This window comes from Rhodopseudomonas sp. P1 (assembly GCF_039642825.1).
Classification (GTDB): domain Bacteria; phylum Pseudomonadota; class Alphaproteobacteria; order Rhizobiales; family Xanthobacteraceae; genus Rhodopseudomonas; species Rhodopseudomonas palustris_H.
In genome coordinates this window covers 465,383-482,579 of the sequence record NZ_CP088006.1, presented here as the reverse complement: position 1 = coordinate 482,579, position 17,197 = coordinate 465,383, and the positions used below count along the sequence as shown (strand labels likewise).

The 17,197-nt window shown below is 65.4% G+C and carries 14 protein-coding genes; 12 read left to right on the top strand and 2 right to left on the bottom strand.

Annotated features, from left to right (window positions below; translation table 11 throughout):
* The first annotated feature begins 1 nt into the window (after position 1).
* From LRC39_RS02280 to LRC39_RS02265, 4 genes are all read left to right on the top strand, one after another.
* Complete coding sequence (locus tag LRC39_RS02280; RefSeq protein ID WP_346296199.1) at positions 2 to 1,147, top strand: hemolysin family protein; 1,146 nt, start codon at positions 2 to 4, stop codon at positions 1,145 to 1,147.
* The gene (lnt, locus tag LRC39_RS02275; RefSeq protein WP_346296198.1) at positions 1,144 to 2,757 is read left to right on the top strand and encodes an apolipoprotein N-acyltransferase; all 1,614 of its coding nucleotides are present in this window, start codon (positions 1,144 to 1,146) and stop codon (positions 2,755 to 2,757) included. Before LRC39_RS02280 ends, lnt begins: the two co-directional genes overlap by 4 nt.
* Before the next feature lie 197 nt (positions 2,758 to 2,954).
* Positions 2,955 to 3,374 (top strand): helix-turn-helix domain-containing protein, encoded by a 420-nt coding sequence (locus tag LRC39_RS02270; RefSeq protein ID WP_011156011.1) that lies wholly within the window; start codon positions 2,955 to 2,957, stop codon positions 3,372 to 3,374.
* Positions 3,375 to 3,582: 208 nt separating this feature from the next.
* On the top strand, positions 3,583 to 4,263 hold the full coding sequence (locus LRC39_RS02265) for a tRNA (guanine(46)-N(7))-methyltransferase TrmB (RefSeq protein WP_234822393.1): 681 nt from the start codon (positions 3,583 to 3,585) through the stop codon (positions 4,261 to 4,263).
* Between the two features lie 12 nt (positions 4,264 to 4,275).
* Here LRC39_RS02265 and LRC39_RS02260 read toward each other — a convergent pair whose 3' ends face one another.
* Positions 4,276 to 5,121: a phytanoyl-CoA dioxygenase family protein gene (locus tag LRC39_RS02260; protein WP_264054023.1), complete on the bottom strand. Its 846-nt coding sequence runs from the start codon at positions 5,119 to 5,121 to the stop codon at positions 4,276 to 4,278.
* Between the two features lie 121 nt (positions 5,122 to 5,242).
* Positions 5,243 to 6,328, bottom strand: a complete 1,086-nt coding sequence (locus tag LRC39_RS02255; protein WP_346296197.1) for a DUF2336 domain-containing protein — start codon at positions 6,326 to 6,328, stop codon at positions 5,243 to 5,245.
* A gap of 338 nt (positions 6,329 to 6,666) precedes the next feature.
* Between LRC39_RS02255 and rimP the strand changes: the two genes are divergently transcribed.
* The 8 genes from rimP to pnp all read left to right on the top strand — a co-directional run bounded on the left by rimP (position 6,667) and on the right by pnp (position 17,019).
* Entirely contained in the window at positions 6,667 to 7,446 is a 780-nt protein-coding gene (gene rimP / locus LRC39_RS02250) for a ribosome maturation factor RimP (RefSeq protein WP_107342660.1), read from the top strand.
* Between the two features lie 2 nt (positions 7,447 to 7,448).
* Positions 7,449 to 9,062: a transcription termination factor NusA gene (gene nusA / locus LRC39_RS02245; protein ID WP_107342659.1), complete on the top strand. Its 1,614-nt coding sequence runs from the start codon at positions 7,449 to 7,451 to the stop codon at positions 9,060 to 9,062.
* 61 nt (positions 9,063 to 9,123) lie between these two features.
* Entirely contained in the window at positions 9,124 to 9,903 is a 780-nt protein-coding gene (locus LRC39_RS02240) for an RNA-binding protein (RefSeq protein ID WP_346296196.1), read from the top strand.
* On the top strand, positions 9,896 to 12,550 hold the full coding sequence (gene infB, locus LRC39_RS02235) for a translation initiation factor IF-2 (protein ID WP_164637188.1): 2,655 nt from the start codon (positions 9,896 to 9,898) through the stop codon (positions 12,548 to 12,550). The genes LRC39_RS02240 and infB overlap by 8 nt, the downstream gene beginning before the upstream one ends.
* 174 nt (positions 12,551 to 12,724) lie before the next feature.
* A complete protein-coding gene (gene rbfA / locus LRC39_RS02230) occupies positions 12,725 to 13,138 on the top strand; it encodes a 30S ribosome-binding factor RbfA (RefSeq protein ID WP_107342656.1) in 414 nt (137 codons plus the stop codon).
* The gene (gene truB / locus LRC39_RS02225; protein ID WP_107342655.1) at positions 13,138 to 14,238 is read left to right on the top strand and encodes a tRNA pseudouridine(55) synthase TruB; all 1,101 of its coding nucleotides are present in this window, start codon (positions 13,138 to 13,140) and stop codon (positions 14,236 to 14,238) included. The genes rbfA and truB overlap by 1 nt, the downstream gene beginning before the upstream one ends.
* A 2-nt stretch (positions 14,239 to 14,240) precedes the next feature.
* Positions 14,241 to 14,510, top strand: a complete 270-nt coding sequence (rpsO, locus tag LRC39_RS02220) for a 30S ribosomal protein S15 (RefSeq protein ID WP_107342654.1) — start codon at positions 14,241 to 14,243, stop codon at positions 14,508 to 14,510.
* A gap of 340 nt (positions 14,511 to 14,850) precedes the next feature.
* Entirely contained in the window at positions 14,851 to 17,019 is a 2,169-nt protein-coding gene (pnp, locus tag LRC39_RS02215) for a polyribonucleotide nucleotidyltransferase (protein ID WP_264054019.1), read from the top strand.
* The last annotated feature ends 178 nt before the right edge of the window (positions 17,020 to 17,197 follow it).

Below are 17,197 nucleotides of genomic sequence, written 5' to 3'. Positions count from 1 at the left end.
CATGCCCGACGGCGACAGAGCTCAGACCGGTTCGCAGGCTTCGCTGCAGGATTCCACGCGCGGTCAGTTACCCGCGGTGGTGCACCAGGGCGAAGTGCTGCATCCCTATGGCGGCAATTGGCTGATCCGTGCGATCCGTTCGCTGTTCGGCTGGAAGCCGGGCTCGGTGCGCGACGATCTGCAGGTCGTACTCGACACCAGCCCGCCCGACGACTCCGGCTTCTCGACGCTCGAGCGCACGATGCTGCGCAACATCCTCGGGCTGCACGATCGCCGGATCGCCGACGTCATGGTGCACCGCGCCGACATCGTCGCGATCAAGCAGGACATCCAGCTCGGCGAACTGCTCAGCCTGTTTCAGGACGCGGCGCATTCGCGGCTCGTGGTTTACAACGAGACGCTCGACGATCCGGTCGGCATCGTTCACATCCGCGACCTCGTGGCGTTCATGACCGCCAAGGCCAAGGTGCCGCCGGCAACGGTTGCCAAGCGCAAGAAAGCACTGCCGGCCGGGCTCGACCTCCGCGCCATCGATCTGAAGATGCCGCTGACCGAAACCGGCATCATCCGCAAGTTGCTCTACGTGCCGCCATCGATGCGGGCGATCGACCTGCTGGCCCAGATGCAGGCGGCGCGGATTCATCTGGCGCTGGTGGTCGACGAATACGGCGGCACCGACGGCCTGGTGTCGATCGAAGACATCGTCGAACAGATCGTCGGCGAAATCGATGACGAACACGACTCGACCGAGCCGCCGTCGATCGTGCGCCAGGCCGACGGCTCGTTCATCGCCGATGCGCGAGCCAGTCTGGAAGACGTCCGCGCCATGATCGGCGATCAGTTCGTCACCGGCGAAGCGGGCGAAGACGTGGAAACCCTCGGCGGCTACCTCGTCAATCACGTCGGCCGGCTGCCGGTGCGCGGCGAAGTGATCGCCGGCCCCGGCACCTTCGAATTCGAAGTGCTCGATGCCGACCCGCGGCGGGTGAAGCGGCTGCGGATCGGGCCGCGCAAGGAACGCCCCGCCCCACGCACACGCGACAGTCGGCGGCGCGAGACCGCGACCGATTCCGCTGCGCCGCCGACCACGGACGGCAGCGGCTCCACCTCATCACCAATGACCGGCGACGGGACCGGTTCGCCGTGACGCGTCGGGGTGTGCTGAGCCGGATCGCCTCGGGCATCATCCTGGCGTGGGGCTGGAAGCGCGCTGTGATCGCGCTGCTGGCCGGCGCACTCTCCTCACTGGCGATGGAGCCGTTCAAGGCCTGGCCGGTTCTGTTCATTACCTTCCCGATCGCGGTGTGGCTGATCGACGGCTCTGCGGCCGGCAAGCGGCGCGGCGTCCCCGCTGCGGCGATGGCCGGCTGGTGGTTCGGCTTCGGTTATTTCGTCCCCGGCCTGTACTGGATCGGCTACGCGTTTCTGGTCGATGCCGACACCTTCGCCTGGCTGCTGCCGGCCGCGATATGCGGCTTGCCGGCCTATCTGGCGCTGTTCACCGCGCTCGGCTTCGCGCTGGCACGGCTGTTGTGGCGCCCCGATAGTCTGCGCATCCTGTCGCTCGCCGTCAGCCTGACGATCAGCGAGTGGCTACGCGGCCACCTGCTCACCGGCTTTCCCTGGAATGCGTTCGGCTACGCCCTGACCGAGCCGCTCGCGCTGGCGCAAAGCATTTCGGTGATCGGCATCTGGGGACTGACGCTGCTGGCGGTGGCGATCTTTGCCTCGCCCGCGGTGCTGATCGATGGCGGCACCACCGGCAAGCGGCGCTGGCCGGCGCCGGCGATCGCACTGGGCGTGCTGGCCGCGATGGCGGTGTTTGGTGGCATTCGACTCAAATTGTCGCCGACCCAGCTCGTCGACAACGTCCGGCTGCGGATCATGCAGCCCAACCTGCCGCAGGACGCGCGCTTCAATTATTCCGCCAAAGCCGACGTGATGCAGAAATATCTGTCACTGTCGGACCGCTCGACAGGGCCGAAATCGACCGGGGTGCGCGACGTCTCGCTGCTGATCTGGCCGGAATCGGCGTTTCCGTTCTTCCTGTCGCGGGAAGCGGATGCGATGGCGCAGATCGCAGAGCTGCTGCCGAAGGGCACCGTGCTGCTGACCGGGGCGGTCCGCCCGCCTGAATTACCGCCGGGGCGCCGGATTACCCGCGCGTACAATTCGATCTACGCGATCGATCATGATGGCAGCATTTTGTCGGTCTACGACAAACTCCATCTGGTCCCATTCGGCGAATTTCTGCCGTACCAGAATCTGATGGAGAAGATCGGCTTCGTCCAACTTACCAAGGTGCAGGGCGGATTTTTATCCGGTGTGGCGCGTCATAACCTCGAACTGCCCAACGCCCCGCCGCTGCTGCCGCTGATTTGTTACGAGGCCATTTTCCCGGACGAAATTGCGATCGGCAACAACCGTCCCGGCTGGATGCTGAATCTCACAAACGACGGCTGGTTCGGCATTTCCAGCGGCCCCTATCAGCACCTGCAGCAGGCGCGGATGCGTGCCATCGAGCAGGGCCTGCCGCTTGTTCGCGCAGCGAACACCGGCGTTTCCGCAGTGATCGATCCGGTCGGACGGATCGTCGCAGAGCTCGGCCTCGGCGTCGAAGGGGTGCTGGATTCGGGGCTGCCGGCACCGGTGGCACCGACGATCTATGCGCGGGTGGGCGAACTTCCTGCAGCCGTGCTGGTTGCGTTAGTGATGATGCTTGTACTATTACGAAAGCGCTCACCGGGCTCGTGCTAATACGCGGATCGGCGACGCAACCAGAGATTAAGTTCGAGAAAATTCGCACTCGCGTAGCCCGCGAATTTTCCTCGGCGTAAATTAACGCCGAATCCCCGTTGGATTCCAAAGACATTTGACGACTCCAATATTTGAGGCGTATTCCAACCCGCATGCGCTAACTGTTGGCGTATGCACGTGCCTGAGGAGTGAGTGAGATGTCGACTAAAGCGCCCAATCCTGTTGACAAATACGTCGGCAGCCGTGTGCGCATGCGACGCATCATGCTGGGCATGAGTCAGGAGAAACTCGGCGAAGCGCTGGGTCTGACTTTTCAGCAAGTGCAGAAATACGAGAAGGGGACCAACCGCGTCGGCGCCAGCCGCATTCAGCAGATCGCTGAAGTCCTGCAGGTCCCGGTGTCCTTCTTGTTCGAAGGCGGCCCGAGCGGCGGCCTCGCTAACGGCAACGGCTTCAGTGAGGCGCCGTCGCCTTCATACGTGTCCGACTTCCTCGCGACTTCCGAAGGTCTGGCGCTGACCCGCGCCTTTACCAAGATCACCGATGCCAAGCTTCGTCGCAGCATCGTCGATCTCGTCGAACGGATCGCCGCGCGCGAAGCGGACGAGACGAACTGATCGATCGACCTCCGTCGCGCCGGCCTCCGCAAATGATATAAGCGGGGCCGGTTTTTCGTTCACGGTCGAAACAAGATGGCGGTCCTGTATGCAGGGCAGCCTGTCGAAGAAGTGCGAGCGCGGTCGCTTGATGTTCAATATTGATCACCCAGACTCGGCGCCGGACACTGAAGATCACAATGGCGAAGATCACGATGGTGACGTCGTGATGCACGGCCAGGGATCGTTCTTCGGCCGCCGCAAGGGTCACAAGCTGCGGGCTCATCAGGCCGACCTGATCGAGAACCTGCTGCCGCATCTGTCGCTGCAGATCGACGCTCCGGCGCCCGAACCGCTAACGACATTGTTCGATCCTCCGGTCGAGCATATGAGGCTCGAAATCGGTTTCGGCGGCGGTGAACACCTGATCGCCGAAGCGCTGGCGCATCCAAACACGGGGTTCATCGGCGCCGAGCCTTACGTCAACGGCATGGCGAAGATTCTGGCCCGGATCGAGGCCGAGAACATCCGCAACATCCGGCTGTTTGCCGGCGACGCCTCGGAGCTGCTGGCCTGGGTGCCGGCCGGCTCGCTGGCGCGGATCGACCTGATCCATCCCGATCCGTGGCCGAAGCGCCGACACTGGAAGCGTCGCTTCGTGCAGGACGCCACCGTCACGGCGATGGCACGCGCGTTGACGCCGCACGGCGAATTCCGCTTTGTCAGCGACATCGACGGCTACAACGCCTGGACGCTGGCGCATCTGCTGCGTGCGCCGAGCTTCGACTGGCTCGCCCAGCGCGCCGACGATTGGCGCAAACCCTGGCCCAACTATACGATGACGCGCTATGGCCGCAAAGCCGAACGCGAGGGCCGGCGCGCCAACTATCTGCGTTTCGAACGACTCTAATCTCTCCGGCGATTAGTTCGTCTGCGCGGCGAGCCTGGCGTTCCGCACGTCGGTCGCCTCCCACACCATTCGCTTGCCGCGTTCGCGTCCGAGCAGTTCGATCGGATCGTGATTGTCGATGTGGCCGAACTGACCTTTGTACACGCTGTAGCCGCATAGCTCCTGCAGCCGCCGCGGAAAGCGCTGCGCGATCTCCTGCGGAATCCCGAGCTGCAGGTTTTCCTGCTGCCGCATCCACCCCCAACAATAGGCGCAAGAGAATGCAAAGCGGCGAGCCTCCGAGGTGTTGGGGCCGCCGCCGTGCCACAGCGCGCTGTCGAACAGCATCACGCTGCCGGCCGGCATCGTCGCGGTGAGCGCGTCGTAGTCCTGGCCGTACACCGGCGAGGTCGCGTACTTATGACTTCCAGGAATGATCCGGGTCGCGCCGTTGGTTGCGGTGAAATCCGACAGCGCCCAGATCGCGTTCAGCGTGATCGGAATGTGTGGCCGCGGCAGCGGAATGAGTTGCGTATCTTCGTGAATCGGCTGCGCCTCCTGGCCGGGCCCGAGCACCAGCGAACAGAACGATGAGAGCAAACACTCCTTGTCGAGCACGGCCTCGACGATCGGCAGCACGCTGCTATGCAGCGGCACGTCCCAGAACACCTCGTCGTAAGTGAGCAGGTTGTTGACCCGGAGCGTCTTGAAGCCTTCGAACGACGTCTTGGCGCAACCAAGCTGATGGTCACGCTCGATCCGTTCGACCGCGCTGATCAGCGCCGCGACCAATGCCGGGTCCGCGGCCCGTTCGATCACGGTGTAGCCGTCGTCGCGGATACGCTGGGCATGCGTGGTGATGTCAGCTTCGCTGAGCATAATCATCCTCCCTTGTCGGCGCTGTTGGCCCGCCGTTGAGGCAAGCATAGAGCGATTTTGACCGAAGTGGATACTGCTTGCGCAGAAAGAAGACGCGCGAGCTGGCAGCCGCGCGGGCGGCTCAGGCGTCGGCCTGCCGCATCTTCCAGAAGCCGAGCACGCGCTGCGCCGTCGACAGCGCCAGGCGCTCGAAATTGTGCTGCGCTTCTTCAACGTCCGGGCAGGCCACCGAGCGGTCCGGCCCCAGCCGCAGCCCGATCAGGGCGCGCACCGTCGCCCAGCCGAAGCCGAGCGCCTTGCCGAGGATCAGCACCGGGTCGTGCCGCTCGCCGGACATCATCTGATCAAGGGTGGAGATCCGCGTGCCGGTCATCGCCGACAGCGCCGCCACCGTCTCCTCGTATTGATGCGCCCGCGCGAAGCCGAGCACGGTCGCTTCGTTGAGTTCGCCCTTGTTGTGCAGCTCCACCACCGAGCGCTGCGCGGCGTCGAAGTCGCGCTGCACCGACGGCTGCCGCGACTCGCCGGCGAGCTCGCGCATCGCCCGGTTGATCGCGATCCGCGAACTCGGCCTTGCGCTTTCGAACAGGCGCCGGCGCACCAGATCGGTCGAGCACGCCAACAGATCCTTCAGCCGCGGCGGCGACAGATCATCCCGCGTGCCGACCGCGATCGCCAACACCCCGTCCTGCGCAGCGCGGCGGATCAGGCCGTTGAAGCCGGTCGCGGAGAATTCGGCACCCGCATTGCTGGCGACCTTGCGCACCACGTCGCGGTCGCCGCGACGCACGATCACGTCGGTGACCGGCGGCGAAATGCTCGGCCGCTCTGAGATGGCGAGCAGATGCGTCTGGCCGCGCAGCCTGGCGAGCTCGACCAGCGTCGGATCATCGAGCATCATCGAGCGCCGCAGTAGCGGTCCGGCGATGCCGATGTCTTCATCGTGCACCAGCTGCCGGACCAATTCGGGCGGCGCATTGCTGATTTCCGAAAACCGCCGCGCCAATTCGCTGCGAACTTCGACGTCGATCTCCGGCACCAGCGTCAGCAGGATGCCGTCGAACAGCGCGACATGATCGGGCTGGAAGCTCTCGGCACCCCGAATGTACAGGTCGGAAATCCGGCGCACGGCATCAGCACGCCGGACGGGATCGCCCTGCCTGACAATGTCATCGAGTTCGGGAAGCTGAGATGTAGCGGCAGGCATCCATCGTTCTCGCGGGCGGGCCGCATTGGTACGACTGGAACCTAAAGCGGCTGCATGAACGAAGCGTTGAGCTGCGGCGTCGCATTTGCTGCGGCTGCCCCGAGGATCGGCCCAGCGCGGGGGCTCCGGACAGCTCTTGTCGCTGGGCGCAAAAAGCGCTATATCGGCGCTACTTCGAAATTCTCATACGATCCGTATCGAGAGTGGGCCCTGCGGGACCCGCTCTTTTTTATTACCTGGATCGTGGGACGCGGACCGTCGCCCCCTCGGGAGCGAGACCTCATTCACCACCTTGATACCGTTTATCGGCGAGACGTTATAACGCTTTGACCCAGGACATGACCGAGCCGACCACAGCCGTTCCGGAAACCGATGCCCTGGCCGAACCGCGCCTGGTGATCGAGCCCGGTGTCGCGGCGCGGTTCAGCGCCGTCGCGGAGCCGGTCTTGCTGGCAATGGGTTACCGCCTTGTTCGGATCAAGGTGTCAGGCGACGCCGGCTGCACCGTGCAGATCATGGCCGAGCGGCCCGACGGCACCATGCTGATCGACGATTGTGAGGCGGTGTCGCGAGCGCTGTCGCCGGTGCTCGACGTCGCCGATCCGATCGACCGCGCCTACCGGCTGGAAATCTCTTCGCCCGGCATCGACCGGCCGCTGGTGCGCCGCTCCGATTTCGCCCGTTACGCCGGGCACTTGGTCAAGATCGAGATGGCCGTGCCGCACCAGGGCCGCAAGCGGTTCCGCGGCCTGCTCGACGGCGTCGAGGGCGACGCCGTGCGGGTGCAGCGCGAGGGCGGCGCCAAGGACGAAGATCCGCTGGTGCTGCTGCCGATGCACGACATCGGCGATGCCCGGTTGGTGCTGACCGACGAGCTGATCGCCGAATCGATGCGCCGCGGCAAGCAGGCCGAGCGCGACCTGAAGCAGAGCCTCGGGCTCGCACCGGAACCGCCGCCGCACGCCAAGCGCAGCGATCCGACCAAGAGCCAGGCGCCGAAGCGCGGCGCCAAGGCCGCCAAAGCGGCCGCCAAGCCGACACCGCAGAACACCAAGAAACACCGCCTTGCCGCCGAACGAGCGCGGCGTGGCGAGATCGACACCTCTGAGGGAGACTGACCATGGCCGTCAGCGCCAATAGGCTGGAACTGCTGCAGATCGCCGATGCGGTGGCTCGCGAAAAAACCATCGACCGCGGCATCGTGATTGCCGCGATGGAAGACGCGATCGCCAAGGCGGCGCGTGCCCGCTACGGCTCGGAGACTGACGTCCACGCCGAAATCGACCCGAAGAAGGGCGAGCTGCGGCTGTCGCGCCATATGCTGGTGGTCGAGCAGGTCGAAAATCCCGCCAACCAGATTTCCCTGAAGGATGCGCAGCGCGCCAATCCGGGCGCGCAGATCGGCGACACCATTGCCGACACGCTGCCGCCGCTGGAATACGGCCGGATCGCCGCGCAGTCGGCCAAGCAGGTGATCGTGCAGAAGGTCCGCGAGGCCGAGCGCGACCGCCAGTACATGGAATTCAAGGACCGCATCGGCGACATCGTCAACGGCGTCGTCAAGCGCGTCGAATATGGCAGCGTGATCGTCGACCTCGGCCGCGGCGAAGCGATCATCCGCCGCGACGAAATGCTGCCGCGTGAATCGTTCCGCAACGGCGACCGCGTCCGCGCCTATGTGTTCGACGTCCGCCGCGAGACCCGCGGCCCGCAGATTTTCCTGTCGCGCACCCATCCGCAATTCATGGCCAAGCTGTTCGCGCAGGAAGTGCCGGAAATCTACGACGGCATCGTCGAGATCAAGGCGGTGGCCCGCGATCCGGGCTCGCGCGCCAAGATCGGCGTCGTGTCGCGCGACTCGTCGGTCGACCCGGTCGGCGCCTGCGTCGGTATGCGCGGCTCGCGCGTGCAGGCCGTGGTGAACGAGCTGCAGGGCGAGAAGATCGACATCATTCCGTGGTCGCCGGACATCGCCACCTTCGTGGTCAATGCGCTGGCGCCGGCCGAAGTCTCGAAGGTCGTGATCGACGAAGATCGCGAACGTATCGAGGTTGTGGTTCCGGATACCAATAACCAACTATCCCTGGCGATTGGTCGCCGCGGTCAGAACGTGCGGCTCGCTTCGCAGCTCACCGGCTGGGATATCGACATCCTGACCGAGAGCGAAGAATCCGAGCGCCGCCAGGCCGATTTCGAGAAGACCACCCGGGCCTTCATGGACGCGCTGAACGTCGACGAGGTGGTCGGCCAGCTGCTCGCCTCCGAAGGCTTCACCTCGGTCGAAGAACTGGCTCTGGTCGACCCGCGTGAACTCGCCTCGATCGAAGGTTTCGACGAGGAAACCGCCGCCGAACTGCAGATGCGCGCCCGCGAATATCTCGACCGGATCGAATCCGAACTCGAGGCGCGCCGCGTGGAACTCGGCGTCGAGGACGCCCTGAAGGACGTCCCCGGCGTCACCTCGAAGATGCTGGTGAAGTTCGGCGAGAACGACGTGAAGACCGTCGAGGATCTGGCCGGCTGCGCCACCGACGATCTGGTCGGTTGGACCGAGCGCAAGGACGGCGCCGAGCCGGTGAAGTATCCTGGCATCCTCGACGGCCTGGAAATGTCGCGCGAGGACGCCGAGCACCTGATCATGCAGGCCCGCGTCAAGGCCGGCTGGATCGACGAGTCGGAGCTCGCCTCCGAAGAAGAACCCGCGGACGAAGCGTCCGACGAGTCGGCGGACTGAACCGCCGATGCGTTGCGACCCGAACCCGCGCAGCACGTGAGATGAAAGGCCCGCTGCACCCATGCTCGCTGCCGAACCCGGCGCAGATCTCGACGACGGACCGCGGGCCAAAACGCCCGCGACCGTGCGGATGTGCGCGGTCACGCGGCAGGTGCGGCCGACCGGAGAACTGATCCGGTTCGTGGTCGGCCCCACCGGCGAAGTGGTGGCCGATCTCAAGCGCAAGCTGCCGGGCCGCGGCCTCTGGGTCACGGCGTCTCGGGAGATGGTGACGCAGGCGGTTCGCCGCCGCGTCTTCGCCAAAGGTTTCAAGCGCGACGTCAAGGCGCCGGCGGATCTCGCCGACGCGATCGAACGCCTGTTGGTGCGGTCGGCCCAGGATGCGCTGGCGATCGCCGCCAAGGCCGGCCAGGTGGTCAGCGGTTTCGGCAAGGTCGAAACCGCGCTGAAGAACCGCGAAGCCGTCGCGGTGATCCATGCCACCGACGGCGCGGCCGATGGAATCCGCAAGCTGGACGGGCTTTGTCGGCAAATCGACGGAGATGCGACCGCGGGCCGCAATTTTCCTCGCCTCGCCGCACTCAGCTCTGCAGAATTGGATTTGGCATTAGGGCGGTCAAATGTGATACATGCTGCCCTGCTTGCGGGCCCGGCCGGACAAACATTCCTGTCGCGCTGCCAGATCCTGGTCCGATACCGGCTGGCGGGCGATGGCGATGCCGATGCGGCCACGGCGGAAACGCCGATCGACACGCCGAAAGACGCTGCTGACCAAGACGCCGCTGACGAAGTCCGTGCGAACGCGCACAACGTTGAGAGATTGGGACTACTGAATGGTTGATACGAAAACTCCTGGCGACAAGACTCTGACGATGCCGACCAAGACTTTGACGCTGAAGCCGCGCGTCGAGCAGGGCGTCGTGCGCCAGAGCTTCAGCCACGGCCGTAGCAAGCAGGTGGTGGTCGAGAAGCGCGGCAAGCGGCGCATCGGCGGCGACGAGCCGGCCGCGCCCGCAGCGCCCGAAGTTGCAAAGAAGCCCGCCCCGGCGCCCGCCGCGCCGAGCCGGCAGCAGTCACGCCCAGCGCCGCAGCAGTCGCGCAGCGGTATGGTGCTGCGGACCTTGACCGAGGACGAGCGCACCGCCCGCGCCACCGCGCTGGCCGACGCCCGCGTGCGCGAGATCGAGGAGCGCAAGCAGGCCGAGATCGAAGCCCAGCGCCGCGCCGAGCAGGAAAAGATCGAGAAGGCCGAGCGCGAAGCCGCCGAGGCCCGCCGCAAGGCCGAGGAAGAGCGTCACCGCCAGGAAGACGAAGCCAAGCGCAAGGCCGAGACCGAGGCCAAGAAGCGCTTCGGCGACGCCGAGCCGGCCAAGAAGCCCGCCGAAACGTCGACGACGACCACCACCACGAGTGCGGCGCCGGCCCGTCCGGCGACCACGACGACGCGCGCCCCGACTCCGGCCGGCCGTCCGCCGGCCGTTGCGGCCGAAGCGGGCGACGACGATGAAGCGCCGCGGATGATCCGCCGTCCGGGCGGCCCCGCCCGTCCGGCGCCGGCGCCGAAGCAGCCGGCCGCCAAGCCGGGCGCCTCGAAGCAGCGCGGCCGTCTCACCGTCGTCACCGCGCTCAATGCCGATGACGTGCGCGAACGTTCGATCGCCTCGTTCCGTCGCCGCACCCAGCGGCTGAAGGGCCACGCCTCGAACGAGCCGAAAGAAAAGTTGGTGCGTGAAGTCGTTATTCCCGAAGTGATCGCCATCCAGGAACTCGCCAACCGCATGTCTGAACGTGCGGTCGACGTGATCCGCCTGCTGATGAAGCAGGGCGCGATGCACAAGATCACCGACGTGATCGACGCCGACACCGCGCAGCTGATCGCCGAAGAGCTTGGCCACACCGTCAAGCGCGTTGCCGCGTCGGACGTGGAAGAAGGCCTGTTCGACGTCGTCGACGATTCCACCGATACCGAGCCGCGGTCGCCGGTCGTGACCGTGATGGGCCACGTCGACCACGGTAAGACCTCGCTGCTCGACGCGCTGCGCCACGCCAACGTGGTGTCGGGCGAAGCCGGCGGCATCACCCAGCATATCGGTGCCTATCAGGTGACCTCGCCGGAAAGCGGCAAGAAGATCACCTTCATCGACACCCCCGGCCACGCCGCATTCACCGCGATGCGCGCCCGAGGCGCCAAGGTCACCGACATCGTGGTTCTGGTGGTCGCCGCCGACGACGGCGTGATGCCGCAGACCATCGAGGCGATCAATCACGCCAAGGCGGCCGGCGTTCCGATCATCGTGGCGATCAACAAGATCGACAAGCCGGACGCCAAGCCCGACCGTGTCCGCACCGACCTGCTGCAGCACAACGTTCAGGTGGAATCGATGGGCGGCGACGTCGTCGACGTCGAGGTGTCGGCCAAGAACAAGATCAACCTCGACAAGCTGCTCGAGATGATCGCGCTGCAGGCCGAAATCCTGGAGCTCAAGACCAACACCCAGCGTCCGGCCGAAGGCACCGTGATCGAAGCCAAGCTTGATCGCGGCCGTGGTCCGGTCGCCACCGTGCTGGTTCAGCGCGGCACCCTGCGGGTCGGCGATATCATCGTGGCCGGCGCCGAAATGGGCCGCGTCCGCGCGCTGATCTCCGACCAGGGCGAAACCGTGCAGGAAGCCGGCCCGTCGGTCCCGGTCGAAGTGCTGGGCTTCAATGGTCCGCCGGAAGCGGGCGACCGCCTCGCGGTGGTCGAAAACGAAGCCCGCGCCCGCCAGATCACCGATTACCGTGCGCACCAGAAGCGCGAGAAGTCCGCAGCCTCCGTTTCCGGCATGCGCGGCTCGCTCGAGCAGATGATGACGCAGCTGAAGACGTCCGGCCGGAAGGAATTCCCGCTGATCGTCAAGGCGGACGTGCAGGGCTCGCTGGAAGCGATCCTCGGCTCGCTGGAGAAGCTCGGCACCGACGAAGTCGCCGCGCGCATCCTGCACGCCGGCGTCGGCGGCATCAGCGAGAGCGACGTCACGCTGGCCGAAGGCTTCAACGCCGTCATCCTCGGCTTCTCGGTCCGCGCCAACAAGGAGGCCGCTGCGGCCGCCAAGCGCAACGGCATCGAGATCCGCTACTACAACATCATCTACGATCTGGTGGATGACATTAAGAAGGCGATGAGCGGCCTGCTCGCGCCGACCCTGCGCGAAACCATGCTGGGCAACGCGCAGATCCTGGAGATCTTCAACATCTCCAAGGTCGGCAAGGTCGCCGGCTGCCGTGTCACCGACGGCACCGTCGAGCGCGGCGCCAATGTTCGCCTGATCCGCGACAACGTCGTGGTGCACGAAGGCAAGTTGTCGACCTTGAAGCGCTTCAAGGACGAAGTGAAGGAAGTCGTCGCCGGCCAGGAATGCGGCATGGCGTTCGAGAACTACACCGACATGCGGGCAGGCGACATCATCGAGTGCTACCGCGTCGAGACCATCCAGCGCTCGCTGTAAGTCCGATTCTTACAGTCGAGACGCTCGGATTGAACTGAGGCGTCATGGCCGGGCCGAAGCGCGAAGCACGTCTTCGCGACGAAGTCCCGGCCGTCCACGTCTTGCTTTGCCCCATCGAAGACGTGCATGCCCGCGGCCAGGCGCGGGCATGGCGGCAGTATTTGAGAGAACATCATGTCTCGCCAAAACCAGAAGAGTTCCCCGCCCGGCGGCTCGACCCGCTCGCTGCGCGTCGGCGAGCTGATCCGCCACGCCGTGGCCGAGATCCTCGCCCAGGGCGGCGTGCACGACCCGGTGCTCGAAAGCCACCTCGTCACCGTGCCCGAGGTGCGGATGTCACCCGACCTCAAGCTCGCGACCATCTACGTGATGCCGCTCGGCGGCCGCGACGAGAAGCTCGTGCTCGACGCGCTCGAGCATCACAAGCGCTTCCTGCGCGGGGAGATCGCCCACCGCGTCAATTTGAAGTTCGCCCCCGAACTCCGCTTCCGCATCGACGAACGTTTCGCCGAGGCCGAGCGGATCGACAAACTGCTGCGCTCGCCGGCAGTCCAGAAAGACCTCGAACCGAATTCGGACCAGGATTAATGACCGTGACCACCCCCGACGCCCTGCTCGCCCCGCACGACGTGCAGCACGCCGGCGCCGACGAATCCGCCGCGCAGATCCGTAAGCCGCGCGACAACAACGACCCGCGCAACGCCAATCGCGGCGGCGGCAATGGCAAGCCGCGCCGCGACAAGCGCGACGTCCATGGCTGGGTGGTGCTGGACAAGCCGATCGGCATGACCTCGACCCAGGCGGTCGCGGTGCTGAAGCGGCTGTTCTCGGCCAAGCGCGCCGGCCATGCCGGCACCCTCGACCCGCTCGCCTCCGGCGGCCTGCCGATCGCGATGGGCGAAGCCACCAAGACGGTCCCGTTCGTGATGGACGGCCGCAAGCGCTATCGGTTCACCGTGGCGTGGGGCGAGGAGCGGGATACCGACGACACCGAGGGCCGCGCGGTTGCCACCAGCCCGGAGCGGCCGACCGCCGAGGCGATCATGGCACTGCTGCCGCGGTTTACCGGCGTGATCGAACAGGTTCCGCCGCAATATTCGGCCGTGAAGATCCAGGGCGAGCGCGCTTACGATCTGGCGCGCGATGGCGAGGTCGTGCCGCTGGTCCCGCGGCCGGTCGAGATTCACGAATTAACCCTTGTGGAACATGGAGATGACGGCCGCTCGGTGTTCGAGGCCGAGTGCGGCAAGGGCACCTATGTACGGGCGCTCGCCCGCGACATGGGCCGGCTGCTCGGCTGCTACGGCCATATCTGCGCGCTGCGCCGCACCGTGGTCGGGCCGTTCGACGAGTCGGACATGATTCCGCTGGAAGAACTACAGGCTTTGTGCGATAGAGCGGCGTCCGGCGAGGGTAGCCTCGCCGACGCGCTACTGCCCGTTGAGACCGCGCTGGACGACATCCCGGCGCTGGCCGTCACTCGGGCTGATGCGGCAAGGCTCCATCGGGGCCAGGCCGTTTTGTTGCGCGGACGGGATGCGCCTCATTGTAGCGGCACAGTCTATGTCACGGTGGCAGGCCGGCTTCTGGCCCTCGCCGAAGTCGGCAATGGCGAGCTCATCCCCAAGCGCGTTTTCAACCTCACCGGGCTGACTGCCAGCTCGGCCGTTCGCAAGGAAAGTATCTGACGATGTCGATTACCGCAGAACGCAAAGCGGAAGTCATCAAGACCAGCGCCACCAAGGCCGGTGATACCGGCTCGCCCGAGGTTCAGGTCGCGATCCTGTCGGAACGCATCAACAACCTGACCACGCACTTCAAGACCCACACCAAGGACAATCACTCCCGCCGTGGGCTGTTGAAGCTGGTGTCGACGCGCCGTTCGCTTCTCGACTACATCAAGAAGAAGGACGAAGCGCGCTACAAGGCGCTGCTCGAAAAGCACAACATCCGTCGCTGAGGCGTCGGAACACCGGCCAAAGCGGATGTGCCACGACACGTCCGCGACGGCCGAAGCAAGATGTTCGCACGGGCGAGTCTTCCATCCGCCCGTGTCAGTCGGCTCAGTCGCATTCCGGCGGTTGAGCTCGTCAACGGGCCTCCAGCCCGCCGTGCGGGACCGAAGACCGATGCGTCTTCCCCGCAGCCGGGAGGAATGAACGCCATTTCCCAACTGAAGACCATGGCAGGATCGCCGGACGCTGTTTGTGCACTCGCGCAGTCAGCGTCTCGCCATCTTGCGCATGGTCTTTTGGTATTTGGCGTCCGGTCTTCCCGACAACCGATGAAAGAAAGACCCGATGTTCAATATCCATTCCGTGGAAATCGATTGGGGTGGCCGTCCCCTCAAGCTTGAAACCGGCAAGGTCGCCCGCCAGGCCGACGGCGCCGTCGTCGCGACCTATGGCGAGACCGTCGTGCTCGCCACCGTGGTGGCCGCCAAGGCGCCGCGTGAAGGCGTCGACTTCCTCCCCCTCACCGTCGACTACCAAGAGAAGGCCTACGCGGCCGGTCGCATTCCCGGCGGCTACTTCAAGCGTGAAGGCCGTCCGACCGAGAAGGAGACGCTGGTCTCCCGTCTGATCGACCGTCCGATCCGTCCGCTGTTCGCCGACGGCTGGCGCAACGAGACCCAGGTCATCGTCACCGTGCTGTCGCACGACATGGAGAACGATCCGGACGTGCTGGCGATGGTCGCCGCCTCCGCGGCGCTGACGCTGTCCGGCGTGCCGTTCAAGGGCCCGATCGGTGCCGCCCGCGTCGGCTTCATCAACGACGAATACGTGCTCAACCCCGTGCTCGACGAGATGGCCGAAACCCAGCTCGAGCTGGTGGTGGCCGGTACCGCCGACGCGGTGCTGATGGTCGAATCCGAGGCCAAGGAGCTGTCGGAAGAGATCATGCTCGGCGCCGTGATGTTCGGTCACCGCCACTTCCAGCCGGTGATCGACGCGATCATCGACCTCGCCGAGAAGGCCGCCAAGGAGCCGCGCGAACTCACCGTCGTCGACGACAGCGAGATCGAAAAGGAAATGCTCGGCCTGGTCGAGCAGGAGCTGCGTGCCGCCTACGCCATCCCGGTCAAGCAGGATCGCTACGCCGCGGTCGGCAAGGTCAAGGAGAAGGCGATTGCGCACTTCTTCCCGGAAGGCCAGGAGCCGAAATACGACAAGCTGCGCATCGCCGGCGTGTTCAAGGAACTCGAGGCCAAGATCGTTCGCTGGAACATCCTCGACACCGGCAAGCGCATCGACGGCCGTGACAGCAAGACCGTCCGCAACATCCTGGCCCAGGTCGGCGTGCTGCCGCGGACCCACGGTTCGGCGCTGTTCACCCGCGGCGAAACCCAAGCGATGGTCGTGACCACGCTGGGCACCGGCGAAGACGAGCAGTATGTCGACTCGCTGTCCGGAACGTACAAAGAGACGTTCCTGCTGCACTACAACTTCCCGCCCTACTCGGTCGGCGAGACCGGCCGCCTCGGCGGCACCAAGCGCCGCGAGATCGGCCACGGCAAGCTGGCGTGGCGCGCGATCCATCCGGTGCTGCCGCCGCATCACGAGTTCCCCTACACCATCCGCGTCGTCTCCGAGATCACCGAGTCGAACGGTTCGTCCTCGATGGCGTCGGTGTGCGGTGCCTCGCTGGCGCTGATGGACGCGGGCGTGCCGTTGAAGCGGCCGACCGCGGGTATCGCGATGGGTCTGATCCTGGAAGGCGAGCGCTTCGCCGTGCTGTCCGACATCCTCGGCGACGAGGACCATCTCGGCGACATGGACTTCAAGGTGGCAGGCACCGAGGCGGGCATCACCTCGCTGCAGATGGACATCAAGATCGCCGGCATCACCGAAGAGATCATGAAGGTGGCGCTCGGTCAGGCCAAGGACGGTCGCATCCACATCCTGGGTGAGATGTCCAAGGCGCTCGATCGCGCCCGCGCCGAGCTCGGCGAACACGCGCCGCGTATCGAAACCTTCAAGATCCCGACCGACAAGATTCGCGAAGTGATCGGCACCGGCGGCAAGGTGATCCGCGAGATCGTCGAAAAGACCGGCGCCAAGGTCAACATCGAAGACGACGGCACCGTCAAGGTGGCCTCATCCGACGGCGAGTCGATCAAGGCCGCGATCAAGTGGATCAAGTCGATCGCTTCCGATCCGGAAGTCGGCGAGATCTACGAAGGCACCGTCGTCAAGGTGATGGAGTTCGGCGCGTTCGTGAACTTCTTCGGCGCCAAGGACGGTCTGGTCCACATCAGCCAGCTCGCCGCCGGCCGCGTGCAGAAGACCTCCGACGTCGTCAAGGAAGGCGACAAGGTCAAGGTCAAGCTGCTCGGCTTCGACGACCGCGGCAAGACCCGGCTGTCGATGAAGGTGGTCGATCAGGCCACCGGCGAAGACCTCGAAGCCAAGCAGAAGGCGGAAGCCAAGGCCGAAGGCGAAGCGCCCGCACAGGCTGCCGGCGAGTAAGCCGTTCGGCGCGACACCACGTCGTAACAACTCATCATCGATCAAGGGCGGCCTCATCGGCCGCCCTTTTTCATTGGCAGGACGTTGATTGGCAGGACCTTCCGAGCGGCAGCGGACGCGACTTACCACCATGCCGAGCGTTGTTAGTTCATCGTATGAATCCTGGGTTGAATTAAAT

What these genes read in the sequence shown, in the direction of transcription:
- nusA (WP_107342659.1), top strand. Translation starts at nt 7,449, where the DNA reads ATGGCCGTCAGCGCCAATAGGCTGGAACTGCTGCAGATCGCCGATGCG.
- LRC39_RS02280 (WP_346296199.1), top strand. Translation starts at nt 2, where the DNA reads ATGCCCGACGGCGACAGAGCTCAGACCGGTTCGCAGGCTTCGCTGCAG.
- infB (WP_164637188.1), top strand. Translation starts at nt 9,896, where the DNA reads ATGGTTGATACGAAAACTCCTGGCGACAAGACTCTGACGATGCCGACC.
- LRC39_RS02255 (WP_346296197.1), bottom strand. Translation starts at nt 6,328, where the DNA reads ATGCCTGCCGCTACATCTCAGCTTCCCGAACTCGATGACATTGTCAGG.
- truB (WP_107342655.1), top strand. Translation starts at nt 13,138, where the DNA reads ATGACCGTGACCACCCCCGACGCCCTGCTCGCCCCGCACGACGTGCAG.
- LRC39_RS02240 (WP_346296196.1), top strand. Translation starts at nt 9,124, where the DNA reads ATGCTCGCTGCCGAACCCGGCGCAGATCTCGACGACGGACCGCGGGCC.
- LRC39_RS02260 (WP_264054023.1), bottom strand. Translation starts at nt 5,121, where the DNA reads ATGCTCAGCGAAGCTGACATCACCACGCATGCCCAGCGTATCCGCGAC.
- rpsO (WP_107342654.1), top strand. Translation starts at nt 14,241, where the DNA reads ATGTCGATTACCGCAGAACGCAAAGCGGAAGTCATCAAGACCAGCGCC.
- LRC39_RS02270 (WP_011156011.1), top strand. Translation starts at nt 2,955, where the DNA reads ATGTCGACTAAAGCGCCCAATCCTGTTGACAAATACGTCGGCAGCCGT.
- rbfA (WP_107342656.1), top strand. Translation starts at nt 12,725, where the DNA reads ATGTCTCGCCAAAACCAGAAGAGTTCCCCGCCCGGCGGCTCGACCCGC.
- pnp (WP_264054019.1), top strand. Translation starts at nt 14,851, where the DNA reads ATGTTCAATATCCATTCCGTGGAAATCGATTGGGGTGGCCGTCCCCTC.
- rimP (WP_107342660.1), top strand. Translation starts at nt 6,667, where the DNA reads ATGACCGAGCCGACCACAGCCGTTCCGGAAACCGATGCCCTGGCCGAA.
- LRC39_RS02265 (WP_234822393.1), top strand. Translation starts at nt 3,583, where the DNA reads ATGCACGGCCAGGGATCGTTCTTCGGCCGCCGCAAGGGTCACAAGCTG.